At 55.7% G+C, this 15,317-nt stretch carries 13 protein-coding genes; 12 read left to right on the forward strand and 1 reads right to left on the reverse strand.

The window, feature by feature from the left end; all coding sequences use genetic code 11:
* Positions 1–15 precede the first annotated feature (15 nt).
* The 12 genes from amiB (at position 16) to rlmB (ending at position 13,794) form a co-directional block, all read left to right on the forward strand.
* The gene (amiB, locus tag BFV65_RS02010; protein ID WP_022646817.1) at positions 16–1,356 is read left to right on the forward strand and encodes an N-acetylmuramoyl-L-alanine amidase AmiB; all 1,341 of its coding nucleotides are present in this window, start codon (positions 16–18) and stop codon (positions 1,354–1,356) included.
* Positions 1,357–1,365: 9 nt separating this feature from the next.
* A complete protein-coding gene (gene mutL / locus BFV65_RS02015; protein WP_069596164.1) occupies positions 1,366–3,210 on the forward strand; it encodes a DNA mismatch repair endonuclease MutL in 1,845 nt (614 codons plus the stop codon).
* Positions 3,203–4,153 carry a tRNA (adenosine(37)-N6)-dimethylallyltransferase MiaA gene (gene miaA / locus BFV65_RS02020; RefSeq protein WP_069596165.1) on the forward strand — a complete coding sequence of 317 codons (951 nt, stop codon included), beginning with the start codon at positions 3,203–3,205 and terminating at the stop codon, positions 4,151–4,153. Before mutL ends, miaA begins: the two co-directional genes overlap by 8 nt.
* Before the next feature lie 85 nt (positions 4,154–4,238).
* Complete coding sequence (gene hfq / locus BFV65_RS02025) at positions 4,239–4,550, forward strand: RNA chaperone Hfq (RefSeq protein ID WP_006810391.1); 312 nt, start codon at positions 4,239–4,241, stop codon at positions 4,548–4,550.
* Between the two features lie 74 nt (positions 4,551–4,624).
* A complete protein-coding gene (hflX, locus tag BFV65_RS02030) occupies positions 4,625–5,905 on the forward strand; it encodes a ribosome rescue GTPase HflX (RefSeq protein ID WP_003855991.1) in 1,281 nt (426 codons plus the stop codon).
* Positions 5,906–5,961: 56 nt separating this feature from the next.
* A complete protein-coding gene (hflK, locus tag BFV65_RS02035) occupies positions 5,962–7,221 on the forward strand; it encodes an FtsH protease activity modulator HflK (protein WP_022646820.1) in 1,260 nt (419 codons plus the stop codon).
* Positions 7,222–7,223: 2 nt separating this feature from the next.
* On the forward strand, positions 7,224–8,228 hold the full coding sequence (gene hflC, locus BFV65_RS02040) for a protease modulator HflC (RefSeq protein ID WP_022646821.1): 1,005 nt from the start codon (positions 7,224–7,226) through the stop codon (positions 8,226–8,228).
* Positions 8,229–8,299: 71 nt separating this feature from the next.
* A complete protein-coding gene (locus BFV65_RS02045; protein ID WP_003855996.1) occupies positions 8,300–8,497 on the forward strand; it encodes a DUF2065 domain-containing protein in 198 nt (65 codons plus the stop codon).
* A 104-nt stretch (positions 8,498–8,601) separates the two neighbouring features.
* On the forward strand, positions 8,602–9,900 hold the full coding sequence (locus tag BFV65_RS02050; RefSeq protein WP_032621775.1) for an adenylosuccinate synthase: 1,299 nt from the start codon (positions 8,602–8,604) through the stop codon (positions 9,898–9,900).
* A 192-nt stretch (positions 9,901–10,092) separates the two neighbouring features.
* Entirely contained in the window at positions 10,093–10,518 is a 426-nt protein-coding gene (nsrR, locus tag BFV65_RS02055; protein WP_003855998.1) for a nitric oxide-sensing transcriptional repressor NsrR, read from the forward strand.
* A 38-nt stretch (positions 10,519–10,556) separates the two neighbouring features.
* Entirely contained in the window at positions 10,557–12,998 is a 2,442-nt protein-coding gene (gene rnr, locus BFV65_RS02060; RefSeq protein WP_023299135.1) for a ribonuclease R, read from the forward strand.
* A 64-nt stretch (positions 12,999–13,062) separates the two neighbouring features.
* Complete coding sequence (gene rlmB / locus BFV65_RS02065; RefSeq protein ID WP_003856001.1) at positions 13,063–13,794, forward strand: 23S rRNA (guanosine(2251)-2'-O)-methyltransferase RlmB; 732 nt, start codon at positions 13,063–13,065, stop codon at positions 13,792–13,794.
* A 91-nt stretch (positions 13,795–13,885) separates the two neighbouring features.
* On the opposite strand, the gene BFV65_RS02070 is transcribed toward rlmB, so the two are convergent.
* Positions 13,886–15,160, reverse strand: coding sequence for an MFS transporter (locus tag BFV65_RS02070; protein WP_063152401.1), 1,275 nt, complete (start codon positions 15,158–15,160; stop codon positions 13,886–13,888).
* Positions 15,161–15,317: the final 157 nt, after the last annotated feature.

The following is a 15,317-nucleotide window of genomic DNA, read 5'->3' on the forward strand; positions in this document are numbered from 1 at the left end:
CGTAGGGATAACGGGATGATTAATCGCGTTAAAGGTTGGATTTTGGCAGCCACGGTTCTGCTGTGCGCGCAGGCCGGTGCGGCCAGCCTCTCGGATATTCAGGTGTCGAATGGCGATAGCCAGGCCCGCATTACCTTCAGCTTTATGGGCGATCCTGAATATGCTTTCTCACAAATCGACAGCCGCAGCGTGGCGCTCGATATTAAACAGTCCGGGGTGATCCAGGGGCTGCCGCTCCAGTTCAGCGGCAACAATCTGGTGAAAAGCATCCGTTCGGGGACGCCGAAGGATGCGCAGTCTCTGCGTCTGGTGGTCGATCTCACCGAAAAGGGCAAAACGAAGGCGGTTAAGCAGCAAAACGGCGCCAGTTATACGGTGGTTTTTACCATTAATGCTGATGTTCCGCCGCCGCCACCGCCTGCACCTGTGGTAGCAAAACGCGTAGAAGCGCCGGTTTATACCCCAAGGCCGTCTGAGCCAGCCCGTAATCCGTTTAAATCACAAAATGACCGACTTACCGCCGTGACCAGCAGCAACACGGTGACGCGTCCGGCGGTCAGCGCGCGGCGAACGCCGGTCAGTGGCGACAAAGTGATTATCGCCATCGACGCCGGACACGGCGGGCAAGATCCTGGCGCGATTGGCCCGGGCGGCACGCGGGAGAAAAACGTCACTATCGCCATTGCCCGTAAGCTGCGTGCGCTTCTGAATGACGATCCGATGTTTAAAGGGGTCATGACCCGCGACGGAGATTATTTTATTTCAGTGATGGGACGCTCGGATGTGGCGCGTAAGCAAAACGCCAACTTCCTGGTGTCGATTCACGCGGATGCTGCGCCGAACCGTAACGCCACCGGCGCGTCGGTATGGGTACTGTCGAACCGTCGTGCCAACAGTGAAATGGCGAACTGGCTTGAAGAGCACGAGAAGCAGTCTGAACTGTTAGGCGGGGCAGGCGATGTGCTGGCAAACAGCCAGGCCGATCCGTATCTCAGCCAGGCGGTACTGGATTTACAGTTCGGTCATTCTCAGCGCGTCGGGTATGATGTCGCCACTAACGTACTCAACCAGCTGCAAAGCGTCGGATCGCTGCATAAGCGTCGTCCGGAACATGCGAGCCTCGGTGTCCTGCGTTCGCCGGATATTCCGTCGATTCTGGTAGAGACGGGTTTTATCAGTAATCACGGTGAAGAGCGTTTACTGGGAAGCGACAGCTATCAGCAGCAAATTGCTGAAGCGATTTATAACGGTCTGCGTAAATACTTTGACGCGCATCCGCTTCAGTCTGCGCCGCAGGGCGGGGCAGCCCAGACGGCAAGCGCCGCGCTGCCGGGTGAGATGACCGCGACTAATTAAGGAGAGTTCATGCCGATTCAGGTTCTACCGCCGCAGCTCGCGAACCAAATCGCCGCCGGTGAGGTGGTGGAACGCCCTGCATCGGTGGTAAAAGAGCTGGTGGAAAACAGCCTCGATGCAGGGGCGACCCGCATTGATATCGATATTGAACGCGGGGGCGCAAAGCTTATCCGCATTCGTGATAACGGCTGTGGCATCAAAAAGGACGAGCTGGCGCTGGCGCTGGCGCGTCATGCCACCAGTAAAATTGCGTCACTTGACGATCTGGAAGCGATTATCAGCTTGGGTTTTCGCGGCGAAGCGTTGGCCAGTATCAGCTCCGTTTCCCGCTTAACGTTGACCTCCCGCACGGCCGACCAGCAGGAAGCCTGGCAGGCCTACGCCGAAGGGCGCGATATGGACGTCACGGTTAAACCAGCGGCGCACCCGGTAGGCACCACGCTTGAAGTGCTGGATCTTTTCTATAACACGCCCGCCCGGCGCAAGTTTATGCGAACCGAGAAGACCGAATTCGGACATATCGACGAGATCATCCGCCGCATCGCGCTGGCACGCTTTGATGTCACTCTTAACCTCAGTCATAACGGTAAGGTGATGCGTCAGTACCGGGCAGTGGCGGAAGGCGGGCAAAAGGAGCGTCGGCTGGGCGCCATCTGCGGCACGCCGTTCCTGGAAAAAGCGCTGGCCATTGAGTGGCAGCATGGCGATTTGGCCCTGCGCGGCTGGGTTGCCGATCCGAACGCCAGTAGCGCCGCGTTTGCTGAGATTCAGTACTGCTACGTCAACGGTCGCATGATGCGCGACCGCCTGATTAACCACGCCATTCGCCAGGCCTGTGAAGATAAGCTCGGCGCCGATCAACAGCCCGCCTTTGTGCTTTATCTGGAGATCGACCCGCATCAGGTTGACGTTAACGTGCACCCCGCCAAGCACGAGGTGCGTTTCCACCAGTCGCGTCTGGTGCATGATTTTATCTATCAGGGCGTCGTTAGCGTTTTGCAGAAGCAGGCTGAGCCAACGCTGCCGCTGGAAAACGACATTCCTGCACCGCGATCGCTGCCAGAAAATCGCGTGGCGGCCGGACGTAACCATTTCGCTGAACCCGCAGCCGCGCGCGAACCAGTGGCTCCGCGTTTTTCGTCAGCGGGAAGCGCACCGCGCCCGACGGGCGCCAACTACCCAAATGCCCAGCCGGGGTATCAAAAGCAGCAAGGGGCGTTATACCGTAAATTGCTGGACACCCCAGCCGTGGAACGGAAAGAACATATTGAGGTATCGCCGTCTTCCCTTGACGGACATAGCCAGAGTTTTGGCCGGGTATTGACGATTGTCGCCCCGGACATGGCACTGCTTGAACGCGAGGGGAAATTGATGCTGCTGGCGTTGCCGGTAGCGGAACGCTGGCTTAAACAGGCGCAACTGACGCCAGGGGAAAACGCCGCCTGTGCTCAGCCGTTACTGATCCCGGTTCGGTTGAAAATAAACCATGAAGAAACAGGGGTTTTGCAGCGTGCCCAGGCGCTTCTTGCCGAAATGGGGATTGAAATCGTACTGGACGCGCAGCATGTGACAATTCGCGCAGTGCCTTTACCCTTACGCCAACAAAATTTACAAAACTTGATTCCTGAACTGATAGGCTACCTGGCGCAACAAACGACGTTTGATGCCGCCGATACCGCGCAGTGGATCGCCCGCCATCTGGCCAGCGAACATTCGCCGTGGAGTATGGCGCAGGCGATTACCGTTCTGGCAGAGGTGGAACGCCTCTGTCCACAACTGGTGAAAGCGCCGCCAGGTGGTTTGTTACAACCTGTTGATTTAAAAACGGCGATGACCGCCCTGAAACATGACTGATGTAAGTAAGGCGAGCCTGCCAAAGGCGATTTTTTTAATGGGGCCAACGGCCTCCGGTAAAACGGCGTTAGCCATTGAGTTACGTAAAGTTTTGCCAGTAGAGTTGATTAGCGTTGATTCAGCCCTCATTTACCGAGGAATGGACATCGGCACGGCGAAGCCCAACGCAGACGAACTGCGTGCGGCACCGCACCGTTTACTGGATATTCTCGACCCGGCACAGGCTTACTCCGCAGCAGATTTTCGCCGCGACGCCTTAGCTGAGATGGCCGAGATTACCGCCGCGGGACGCATACCGCTGTTAGTTGGCGGCACGATGCTCTACTTTAAGGCGCTGCTGGAGGGGTTATCGCCTCTGCCATCGGCCGATCCGGAAGTGAGAGCGAAGATTGAGCTGCAGGCGGCAGAGCAGGGGTGGGACGTTTTGCACAGGCAACTGGAAGAGATTGACCCGGTTGCCGCAGCGCGGATCCACCCAAACGATCCGCAAAGGCTTTCCCGGGCACTGGAAGTTTTTTTCATTTCGGGTAAAACTTTAACGGAACTGACGCAAACGTCAGGAGACGCTCTGCCGTATCAGGTGCATCAGTTCGCCATCGCCCCGGCGAGCCGTGAACTGCTCCATCAACGAATTGAGCAGCGTTTTCATCAGATGTTGGCTTCAGATTTTGAAGCAGAAGTGCGGGCGCTTTTTGCCCGTGGAGATTTGCATACGGACATGCCTTCCATTCGTTGTGTGGGATACCGCCAGATGTGGTCGTATCTTGAAGGCGAGATTTCATACGATGAAATGGTTTATCGAGGTGTTTGCGCCACGAGACAGTTAGCGAAGCGCCAGATCACCTGGTTGCGTGGTTGGGAGGGTGTTCACTGGTTAGACAGTGAAAAACCACAACAGGCGTTAAACGAAGTGATTGAGGTTATTGGTGATATCGCTGACTGAATGTGTACAATTAAGCCGTATCGTGCGCAATTTTTCAGAATCGCAAGGTTCTAAGTACAAAACAAGCATATAAGGAAAAGATAGAATGGCTAAGGGGCAATCTTTACAAGATCCGTTCCTGAACGCATTGCGTCGGGAGCGTGTTCCAGTTTCTATTTATTTGGTGAATGGTATTAAGCTGCAAGGTCAGATTGAGTCTTTCGATCAGTTCGTGATCCTGTTGAAAAACACGGTCAGCCAGATGGTCTATAAGCACGCGATTTCTACTGTTGTTCCGTCCCGTCCGGTATCTCATCACAGCAATAACGCTGGCGGCGGCACTGGCAGTAACTACCATCATGGCAGCAACGCGCAGGGTTCATCTGCTCCTGCGCAGGACAGCGAAGAAACCGAATAAGGTTTTGGGCTGTTTTCCACACGGGGAGCCAGGGATCCTGCGTTCCCCGCTGATCTTTTTAGAGAGGTTTACGCTTGTTTGACCGTTATGACGCCGGTGAGCAGGCGGTGCTGGTACACATCTATTTTTCGCAAGACAAAGATATGGAAGACCTCCAGGAGTTTGAATCTCTGGTCTCTTCCGCCGGTGTCGAAGCAATGCAGGTGATTACCGGTAGCCGTAAAGCGCCGCACCCGAAGTACTTTGTTGGTGAAGGTAAAGCAGTTGAAATTGCGGATGCCGTAAAAGCAACCGGCGCATCAGTCGTGCTGTTTGATCATGCGCTGTCTCCGGCTCAGGAACGTAACCTGGAAGCTCTCTGCGAATGTCGTGTTATCGATCGCACGGGGTTGATCTTAGATATTTTTGCTCAGCGTGCGCGTACCCACGAGGGTAAGTTGCAGGTTGAGCTGGCGCAGTTGCGCCATCTGGCGACGCGTCTGGTGCGTGGCTGGACACACCTTGAAAGACAAAAAGGCGGGATTGGTTTACGTGGCCCGGGTGAAACCCAGCTCGAAACCGACCGTCGTTTGCTGCGTGGCCGTATAACCCAGATCCTTTCTCGTCTGGAGCGTGTTGAGAAACAGCGCGAACAGGGGCGTCGGGCGCGAACCAAAGCCGACATCCCAACGGTGTCGCTGGTGGGCTATACCAACGCCGGTAAATCCACCCTGTTTAACCAGATAACCGAGGCCCAGGTGTATGCCGCAGACCAGCTGTTTGCGACCCTGGACCCTACGCTGCGCCGTATTGACGTCGCAGACGTCGGTGAAACGGTACTGGCGGATACCGTAGGGTTTATCCGCCATCTGCCGCACGATCTGGTGGCGGCGTTTAAAGCGACGTTGCAGGAGACGCGTCAGGCGACCCTGCTGCTGCACGTGATTGATGCGGCTGACGTACGCGTGCAGGAGAACATCGACGCGGTGAATGTGGTGCTCGAAGAGATTGACGCCCACGAAATTCCAACTTTGTTGGTGATGAACAAGATCGATATGCTGGACGATTTCGAACCGCGTATCGACCGAGATGAAGAGAACAAACCAATTCGGGTCTGGCTATCTGCTCAGGCCGGGATTGGTGTGCCACTGCTTTTCCAGGCTTTGACAGAACGTCTTTCCGGTGAGGTAGCTCAGCACACGCTGCGACTGCCGCCACAGGAAGGCAGGCTGCGTAGCCGGTTTTATCAGCTTCAGGCGATAGAAAAAGAGTGGATGGAGGATGACGGCAGCGTGGGGATGCAGGTGCGTATGCCGATCGTTGACTGGCGTCGCCTCTGTAAACAAGAACCTGCGCTGGCGGACTATATCGTCTGATCAGAAAGGGGAAGCCTGAAAAATTCGCCCTTGCATAACAAATATGGAGCATATACATGGCGTGGAATCAGCCCGGTAATAACGGACAAGACCGCGACCCGTGGGGAAGCAGCAATAATCAAGGCGGCAACTCTGGGGGAAATGGCAACAAAGGTGGTCGCGAGCAGGGGCCGCCGGATCTGGATGATATCTTCCGCAAACTGAGCAAAAAGCTTGGTGGCCTTGGCGGAGGAAAAGGTTCTGGCTCGGGTGGCAACTCCACTCAGAGTCCGCGCCCGCCTATGGGTGGCCGCGTAGTAAGCATTGTGGCCGCGGCGGTAGTCATCATCTGGGCAGCCAGCGGGTTCTACACCATTAAAGAAGCAGAGCGCGGCGTGGTAACCCGTTTCGGTAAGTTCAGCCATCTGGTTGAGCCGGGCCTGAACTGGAAACCGACCTTCATTGATAACGTGACCGCAGTGAACGTGGAGTCCGTCCGTGAACTGGCGGCGTCTGGCGTGATGTTGACCTCTGACGAAAACGTGGTGCGCGTTGAGATGAACGTCCAGTACCGCGTGACCGATCCTGAGCGTTATCTGTTTAGCGTGACCAGCGCGGATGACAGCCTGCGTCAGGCGACCGACAGCGCCCTGCGTGGCGTGATCGGTAAATACACCATGGACCGTATCCTGACCGAAGGTCGTACCGTTATTCGTAGCGATACCCAGCGCGAGCTGGAAGAGACCATCCGTCCGTACAACATGGGTATCACCCTGCTGGACGTCAACTTCCAGGCTGCACGTCCGCCGGAAGAGGTGAAAGCGGCGTTTGACGATGCGATTGCCGCGCGTGAAAACGAACAGCAGTACATCCGTGAAGCGGAAGCGTATACCAACGAAGTTCAGCCGCGTGCAAACGGTCAGGCGCAGCGTATTCTGGAAGAAGCGCGCGCGTATAAGACCCAGACCATCCTGGAAGCACAGGGTGAAGTGGCTCGCTTCGCGAAGATCCTGCCGGAATATAAAGCCGCGCCGGAAATTACCCGTGAGCGTCTCTATATCGAGACCATGGAAAAAGTGCTGAGCCATACGCGTAAAGTGCTGGTTAACGACAACAAAGGCGGAAACCTGATGGTCCTGCCGCTGGATCAGATGCTTAAAGGCGGTTCTGCACCGGCAGCAAAAGACAACAGCGGAGCCAACAACCTGCTGCGTCTGCCGCCAGCCTCGTCTGGTAGCTCCAGCGCGAACACAACGCCTTCTTCGAACGATGGTGACATTATGGACCAACGCCGTGCTAACGCGCAGCGTAACGACTACCAGCGTCAGGGGGAATAAGGATGCGTAAGTCAGTTATTGCGATCATCATCATCGCACTGGTCGTGCTCTACACCTCCATCTTTGTGGTGAAAGAGGGCGAACGTGGGATCAAGTTCCAGTTTAGCAGCGTCGTGCGTGACGGCGACAAGCGTCCGGTGATCTACGAGCCGGGTCTGCACTTCAAGGTGCCTTTCATTCAGTCAGTCAAAACGCTCGACGCACGTATCCAGACCATGGATAACCAGGCCGACCGTTTCGTGACTAAAGAGAAGAAAGACCTGATCGTTGATTCCTACATCAAATGGCGCATCAGCGACTTCAGCCGCTACTTCCTGGCAACCGGCGGTGGTGACGTTTCTCAGGCAGAAGTGCTGCTGAAACGTAAGTTCTCTGACCGTCTGCGTTCTGAAATTGGTCGTCTGGATGTAAAAGACATCGTGACCGACTCCCGAGGTCGTCTGACCCTGGAAGTGCGTGATGCGTTGAACTCAGGTACAGCGGGTACCGAAGACGAAGTGGAAACACCGGCAGCGGATGACGCGATTGCCAAAGCGGCTGAACGCGTTCAGGCTGAAACCAACGGTAAAGTACCGGTGATCAACCCGAACAGTATGGCTGCACTGGGTATCGAAGTGGTTGACGTGCGTATCAAGCAGATCAACCTGCCAGCGGAGGTGTCCGAGGCGATCTACAACCGTATGCGCGCCGAGCGTGAAGCGGTAGCCCGTCGTCACCGTTCACAGGGTCAGGAAGAGGCCGAGAAACTGCGTGCCGCAGCGGACTACGAAGTGACCAAGACGCTGGCGGAATCTGAGCGTCAAGGCCGTATCCTGCGTGGTGAAGGCGATGCCGAAGCCGCGAAGCTGTTTGCCGATGCCTTCAGCCAGGATCCCGACTTCTACGCCTTTATCCGTAGCCTGCGTGCTTACGAGAATAGCTTCCAGAGCAACCAGGATGTGATGGTACTCAGCCCGGACAGCGATTTCTTCCGTTATATGAAGACGCCGACTAACGCAACGCGATAAACTCAGGCTCGTTTGAGTATTCAAACCACCGCTCTTCACGGAGCGGTGGTTTTCTTTTATAAGGATGAAAAATGAATTCAACGATCTGGCTCGCACTGGCTTTGGTTTTGGTGCTGGAAGGCCTCGGCCCGATGCTCTATCCACGCGCATGGCGACGGATGATCGCGACCATGAGCCAACTTCCGGACAATATTTTGCGTCGTTTTGGTGGTGGACTTGTGGTTGCCGGTATCGTTATCTACTACATGTTGAGGAAAACGATTGGCTGATCAAAAACTAACCGCAATCGGCATATTTTAGGGTCAAAAAGTGCTGTATATCTGAAAAAGCGATGGTAGAATCCATTTTTAAGCAAACGGTGATTTTGAAAAAAATGGGTAACAACGTCGTCGTACTGGGCACCCAATGGGGTGACGAAGGTAAAGGGAAGATTGTCGATCTTCTGACTGAACGGGCTAAATATGTTGTACGCTACCAGGGCGGTCACAACGCAGGCCATACTCTCGTAATCAACGGTGAAAAAACCGTCCTCCATCTTATTCCATCAGGCATTCTTCGCGAAAACGTCACCAGCATCATCGGTAACGGCGTTGTGCTGTCTCCAGCTGCGCTGATGAAAGAGATGAAAGGTCTGGAAGACCGTGGTATCCCTGTTCGTGAGCGTCTGCTGCTCTCCGAAGCCTGCCCGCTGATCCTGGACTATCATGTGGCGCTGGACGTGGCGCGTGAAAAAGCGCGTGGCGCGAAAGCGATCGGCACTACCGGTCGTGGCATCGGCCCGGCATACGAAGATAAAGTGGCTCGTCGCGGTCTGCGCGTGGGCGACCTCTTCGACAAAGCGACCTTCGCTGAAAAACTGAAAGAAGTGATGGAATATCACAACTTCCAGCTGGTGAATTTCTATAAAGCCGAAGCCGTTGACTACCAGAAAGTGCTGGATGACGTCATGGCGATTGCTGACATTCTGACCGGCATGGTTGTTGATGTGTCCGATCTGCTGGACCAGGCGCGCAAGCGTGGCGATTTCGTCATGTTTGAAGGTGCGCAGGGTACCCTGCTGGACATCGACCACGGTACCTATCCGTACGTAACGTCCTCTAACACCACCGCGGGTGGCGTGGCAACTGGCTCCGGCCTGGGCCCACGTTATGTGGATTACGTTCTGGGCATCATCAAAGCGTACTCCACTCGCGTGGGTGCAGGTCCATTCCCGACCGAGCTGTTTGATGAAACCGGCGAGTTCCTCTGCAAGCAGGGTAACGAGTTTGGCGCAACCACCGGTCGTCGTCGTCGTACCGGCTGGCTGGACGCCGTTGCCGTGCGTCGTGCTGTGCAGATCAACTCCCTGTCTGGCTTCTGCCTGACCAAGCTGGACGTACTGGACGGCCTGAAAGAAGTGAAAATCTGCGTGGGCTACCGTCTGCCAGATGGTCGCGAAGTGACTACCACTCCGCTGGCCGCTGACGACTGGGAAGGCATTGAGCCAATCTACGAAACCATGCCGGGCTGGTCTGAGACCACCTTCGGTGTGAAAGAACGTAGTGGCCTGCCAAAAGCTGCGCTGGACTACATTAAGCGTATTGAAGAACTGACCGAAGTGCCGATCGATATTATTTCTACCGGCCCGGATCGTACTGAAACGATGATCCTGCGCGACCCGTTCGACGCATAATCTTCGTGACTGCTGGCCTGCGGGGAAACCCGTAGGCCGGATAAGCGCAGCGCCATCCGGCGACCGCTCCTGGATCTCCGCTTTTTCGCCCCGTCTGTCAAATAAATTAGCCGCTAACTATCTGGCTGGTTTATCATCATTAATGAATATCTCTGCGGTTTGACCGCGTTTTCCCTTTTTCCTGAGGTTGATGTGCAGTTAACAAGTTTCACCGATTACGGCTTACGCGCGCTGATTTACATGGCGTCGTTACCCGATGGGAAGATGACCAGCATCTCTGAAGTCACAGAGGTGTACGGTGTGTCCCGTAATCATATGGTCAAAATAATCAATCAACTTAGTCGTGCCGGATACGTTGCTGCCGTCCGCGGGAAGAATGGAGGGATCCGTCTCGGTAAACCGGCACAGAGTATCCGTATCGGCGATGTGGTACGTGAACTGGAGCCGCTATCTCTGGTGAACTGTAGCAGTGCGTTTTGCCACATTACGCCCGCTTGCCGCCTGAAACAGGCGCTTTCAAAGGCCGTGCAAAGTTTTCTCAAGGAACTGGATAACTACACGCTGGCCGATTTGGTTGAAGAGAATCAACCGCTTTATAAATTATTGCTGGTGGAATGAAGAAAATTTCCACCGGAGCTGACAACGGAGGAACCGACATGTCACAAGATCCTTTCCAGGAACGCGAAGCCGAAAAATACGCGAATCCTATCCCCAGCCGCGAGTTCATCATTGAACACTTAACAAAACGCGAAAAACCCGCCAATCGTGAAGAACTTGCCGTTGAATTAAACATTGAGGGTGAAGAGCAAATTGAAGCCCTTCGCCGCCGCCTGCGCGCCATGGAGCGCGACGGCCAGCTGGTCTTTACTCGTCGCCAGTGCTACGCGCTGCCAGAACGCCTCGATCTGCTGAAAGGCACCGTTATTGGTCATCGCGATGGCTTCGGCTTCCTGCGCGTGGAAGGCCGTAAAGACGACCTGTACCTCTCATCCGAACAGATGAAGATGTGTATTCACGGCGACCAGATCCTGGCGCAGCCGCTGGGTGCAGATCGTAAAGGCCGCCGCGAAGCGCGCGTGGTCCGCGTGCTGGTGCCGAAAACCAGCCAGATTGTAGGCCGTTACTTTACCGATGCGGGCGTAGGCTTTGTGGTGCCGGACGACAGCCGTCTGAGCTTCGACATTCTCATCCCGCCTGAAGAGGTGATGGGCGCACGCATGGGCTTTGTGGTAGTGGTTGAACTTACCCAGCGCCCGACCCGCCGTACCAAAGCGGTAGGTAAAATCGTCGAAGTGCTGGGCGATAACATGGGCACCGGCATGGCCGTTGATATGGCGCTGCGCACCCATGAAATTCCTTACGTCTGGCCGAAAGCGGTTGAAGACCAGATCGAAAACCTGCGTGAAGAAGTGCCGGAAGAGTCCAAAGCAGGCCGCGTGGATCTGCGCGATCTGCCGCTGGTCACCATTGATGGTGAAGACGCCCGCGACTTCGATGATGCCGTGTACTGTGAGAAAAAACGCGGTGGCGGCTGGCGTCTGTGGGTGGCTATCGCGGATGTGAGTTATTACGTACGTCCACACACGCCGCTGGATAACGAAGCGCGCAGCCGCGGTACGTCAGTATACTTCCCGTCGCAGGTTGTACCGATGCTGCCAGAAGTGCTCTCTAACGGCCTGTGTTCCCTCAACCCGCAGGTGGACCGCCTGTGTATGGTCTGCGAAATGACCATCTCCAGCAAGGGACGTCTGACGGGCTATAAGTTCTACGAAGCGGTGATGAGTTCTCATGCGCGCCTGACCTATACCAAGGTCTGGCATATGTTGCAGGGCGATCAGGATCTTCGCGAACAGTACGCGCCGCTGGTCAAACACATCGAAGAGCTGCACAACCTCTACAAAACGCTGGATCAGGCGCGCGAAGAGCGCGGTGGGATTTCGTTTGAGAGTGAAGAGGCGAAATTCATCTTTAACGCTGAGCGTCGTATCGAGCGAATCGAGCAGACTCAGCGTAACGATGCGCACAAGCTGATTGAAGAGTGTATGATCCTGGCGAACATCTCGGCGGCACGTTTCGTTGAGAAAGCCAAAGAGCCTGCTCTGTTCCGTATTCACGATAAGCCAACCACGGAAGCCGTAACCTCGTTCCGTTCCGTGCTGGCCGAACTCGGCCTGGAACTGCCTGGCGGCAATAAGCCTGAGCCACGCGATTATGCCGAGCTGCTGGAATCCATCAGCGATCGTCCTGACGCGGAAATGCTGCAAACCATGCTGCTGCGTTCCATGAAGCAGGCGATTTACGATCCGGAAAACCGAGGCCACTTTGGTCTGGCGTTACAGTCGTATGCGCACTTTACCTCGCCGATTCGCCGTTATCCGGATCTGTCCCTGCACCGTGCGATCAAGTATCTGCTGGCGCACGAGCAAGGTCACAAAGGCAATACGACCGAAACCGGTGGGTATCACTACTCCATGGAAGAGATGCTGCAACTGGGCCAGCACTGTTCCATGACCGAGCGTCGTGCGGATGAAGCAACGCGCGACGTGGCGGACTGGCTGAAGTGTGACTTTATGCTGGATCAGGTGGGTAACGTCTTTAAAGGTGTGATTGCCAGCGTCACCGGCTTTGGCTTCTTCGTACGTCTGGATGAGCTGTTTATCGACGGTCTGGTGCACGTTTCCAGCCTTGATAACGATTACTACCGCTTCGACCAGGTCGGACAACGTCTGATCGGTGAATCCGGCGGTCAGACCTACCGTCTGGGCGATCGGGTGGAAGTGAAGGTTGAAGCCGTGAATATGGACGACCGTAAAATCGACTTCAGCCTCATCTCCAGCGAACGGGCTCCGCGTAACGTCGGGAAAACCGAGCGTGAGAAAGCGAAAAAAGGCGGCAACGGTAAAGCGGGCGGCAAGCGACGTCAGGCAGGTAAAAGAGTAAACTTTGAGCCAGACAGCGCCTTCCGTGGCGAGAAGCAGCAGAAGCCCAAGGCGGCGAAAAAAGACGCTCGTAAAGCGAAAAAACCGTCGACCAAGACCCAAAAAATAGCGGCCGCGACCAAAGCGAAGCGCGCGGCGAAGAAACAGCAGGCGGAGTAATTTCCCCTCACCCTTACCCTCTCCCTGACAGGGAGAGGGAAAATATTTATTACGAGAACCATCAATGAGTGAAATGATTTACGGCATCCACGCGGTGCAGGCCCTGCTGGAGCGCGCGCCGGAGCGTTTTCAGGAAGTTTTTATTCTGAAAGGGCGTGAAGACAAACGTCTGATGCCGCTGATCCACGCGCTGGAAGCGCAGGGCGTCGTGATCCAGCTGGCGAACCGCCAGTATCTGGATGAAAAAAGCGAAGGTGCTGTACACCAGGGCATTATCGCGCGCGTGAAGCCAGGCCGTCAGTATCAGGAGAACGATCTGCCGGATCTGATCGCTGAGCTGGATAACCCGTTCTTCCTGATCCTCGATGGCGTAACCGACCCGCACAACCTGGGCGCGTGCCTGCGTAGCGCCGATGCAGCAGGCGTGCATGCGGTGATTGTGCCAAGAGATCGTTCCGCGCAGCTTAACGCTACCGCTAAAAAAGTGGCCTGCGGCGCGGCGGAAAACGTTCCGCTGATCCGCGTGACTAACCTGGCGCGCACCATGCGTCTGTTGCAGGAAGAAAATATCTGGATCGTCGGCACGGCCGGTGAAGCGGATCACACCCTGTATCAGAGCAAAATGACCGGCCGTATGGCGCTGGTGATGGGGGCAGAAGGTGAAGGCATGCGTCGCCTGACCCGCGAGCACTGCGATGAGCTGATCAGCATTCCGATGGCGGGCAGCGTATCGTCCCTGAACGTTTCTGTTGCGACGGGTATCTGCCTGTTTGAAGCGGTGCGTCAGCGCGGGTAGCCTGTTGTGCCGGGTGGCGGCTTCGCCTTACCCGGCCTACAAAAGCATGGTACCGTAGGCCCGGTAAGCGCAGCGCCACCGGGCAACAATCTCACTCCTCTAACGACCGCAAATGGTCATCCTTTCTCAGCGTCATCAGCGCGAAAATACTCACTACCGCCGTTGCCATCACGTAGTACGCCGGAATATCCAGATTGCCCGTCTCTTTAATCAGCCCGGTAATGATCAGCCCCGCACAGCCCGAGAAGATCGCATTCGACAGAGAATAGGCCAGCCCCAGCCCGGTATAACGCACGCGCGTCGGGAACATCTCAGACAGCATTGCCGGCCCCGGCCCTGCCAGCATCCCAACCAAACCCCCCGCAATCAACACCACAATCGCTTTGACAGCCAACGTGCTGGACTCCGCCTGCAAAATTTTCAGCAGCGGCAGGGCGAGGATCAGCAGGAGCACGGTGGCGATAATCATCACCGTCCGCCGCCCGATCCTGTCGCTCAGTATGCCCGACGGAATGATCGTGAGCGCAAACCCAATGTTAGAAATCACCGCAATCAGCAGCGCCTGGTTAAAACCGGTGTGCAGCGCAGATTGCAGATAGGTCGGCATAATCACCAGATAGGTATAACCCGCCGCAGACCAGACCATCACGCGACCAATGCCCATCAGAATGGTTTTGAACGTGGCGGCGGTGCTGGCCTGAGTAACAACCGGTTTTTCCCGTTGCTGCACAAAGCTCGGTGTTTCTTCCATGCTTACCCGCAACCATAGCGCGACCGCACCCATCGGCAACGCCAGGAAGAACGGAATGCGCCAGCCCCAGTCGTGCAAGGCTTCAGGGGAGAGAAGGGAAGAGAGCAACGCGACAATGCCTGCGCCTGCTAACAGCCCGAGCGCCACGGTGAAGGACTGCCATGCCCCGTAAAGACCGCGCTTGCCGCGCGGGGCGAACTCCGTCATCAACGAGACCGCGCCGCCATACTCACCGCCCGCGAACAGTCCTTGCAGAATACGCAGGAGTGTAACGATCAGCGGCGCGGCAATCCCGATACTGGCGTAGACCGGCACAATACCGATGGCAGCGGTGGCGAGCGTCATCAATACCAGCACAATAATCAGCGTCGGTTTACGGCCAATCCTGTCGCCAATGCGGCCAAAGACCACCGCACCCAGCGGGCGGAAGAAGAAAGCGATGGCGAATGAGGCCCAGGTGAGGATCAGGCTGGTGAGCTCCGCTTCCCCCTCAAGCTGGAAGAAGTTTCTGGCAATCACCGTTGCCAGAAAACCATAGACCGCAAATTCATACCACTCGATGAAATTACCGATGGAGCCTGCAATTAATGCACGCTTGTGCGCATCCTGTTGCATAACGATCCTCACAAAAACGGGGTAAGAATAAATTATTCAGCATTAGTGAAGTAATGAAATAGTTTATTCTTATGTTCTGTGAGCTATTTCACGAATGATATCAACATGATCGTCATCGTGTGACCCCCCTCCCATGCAGCGTGCATGCCCTCTGTCC

Source organism: Enterobacter hormaechei subsp. hoffmannii (assembly GCF_001729745.1).
Taxonomy (GTDB): Bacteria; Pseudomonadota; Gammaproteobacteria; order Enterobacterales; family Enterobacteriaceae; genus Enterobacter; species Enterobacter intestinihominis.

Bases quoted from the DNA above. Each gene is read 5' to 3' on its own strand.
- amiB (WP_022646817.1), top strand. From the start codon at position 16: ATGATTAATCGCGTTAAAGGTTGGATTTTGGCAGCCACGGTTCTGCTG.
- mutL (WP_069596164.1), top strand. From the start codon at position 1,366: ATGCCGATTCAGGTTCTACCGCCGCAGCTCGCGAACCAAATCGCCGCC.
- miaA (WP_069596165.1), top strand. From the start codon at position 3,203: ATGACTGATGTAAGTAAGGCGAGCCTGCCAAAGGCGATTTTTTTAATG.
- hfq (WP_006810391.1), top strand. From the start codon at position 4,239: ATGGCTAAGGGGCAATCTTTACAAGATCCGTTCCTGAACGCATTGCGT.
- hflK (WP_022646820.1), top strand. From the start codon at position 5,962: ATGGCGTGGAATCAGCCCGGTAATAACGGACAAGACCGCGACCCGTGG.
- hflC (WP_022646821.1), top strand. From the start codon at position 7,224: ATGCGTAAGTCAGTTATTGCGATCATCATCATCGCACTGGTCGTGCTC.
- BFV65_RS02045 (WP_003855996.1), top strand. From the start codon at position 8,300: ATGAATTCAACGATCTGGCTCGCACTGGCTTTGGTTTTGGTGCTGGAA.
- BFV65_RS02050 (WP_032621775.1), top strand. From the start codon at position 8,602: ATGGGTAACAACGTCGTCGTACTGGGCACCCAATGGGGTGACGAAGGT.
- rnr (WP_023299135.1), top strand. From the start codon at position 10,557: ATGTCACAAGATCCTTTCCAGGAACGCGAAGCCGAAAAATACGCGAAT.
- rlmB (WP_003856001.1), top strand. From the start codon at position 13,063: ATGAGTGAAATGATTTACGGCATCCACGCGGTGCAGGCCCTGCTGGAG.
- BFV65_RS02070 (WP_063152401.1), bottom strand. From the start codon at position 15,160: ATGCAACAGGATGCGCACAAGCGTGCATTAATTGCAGGCTCCATCGGT.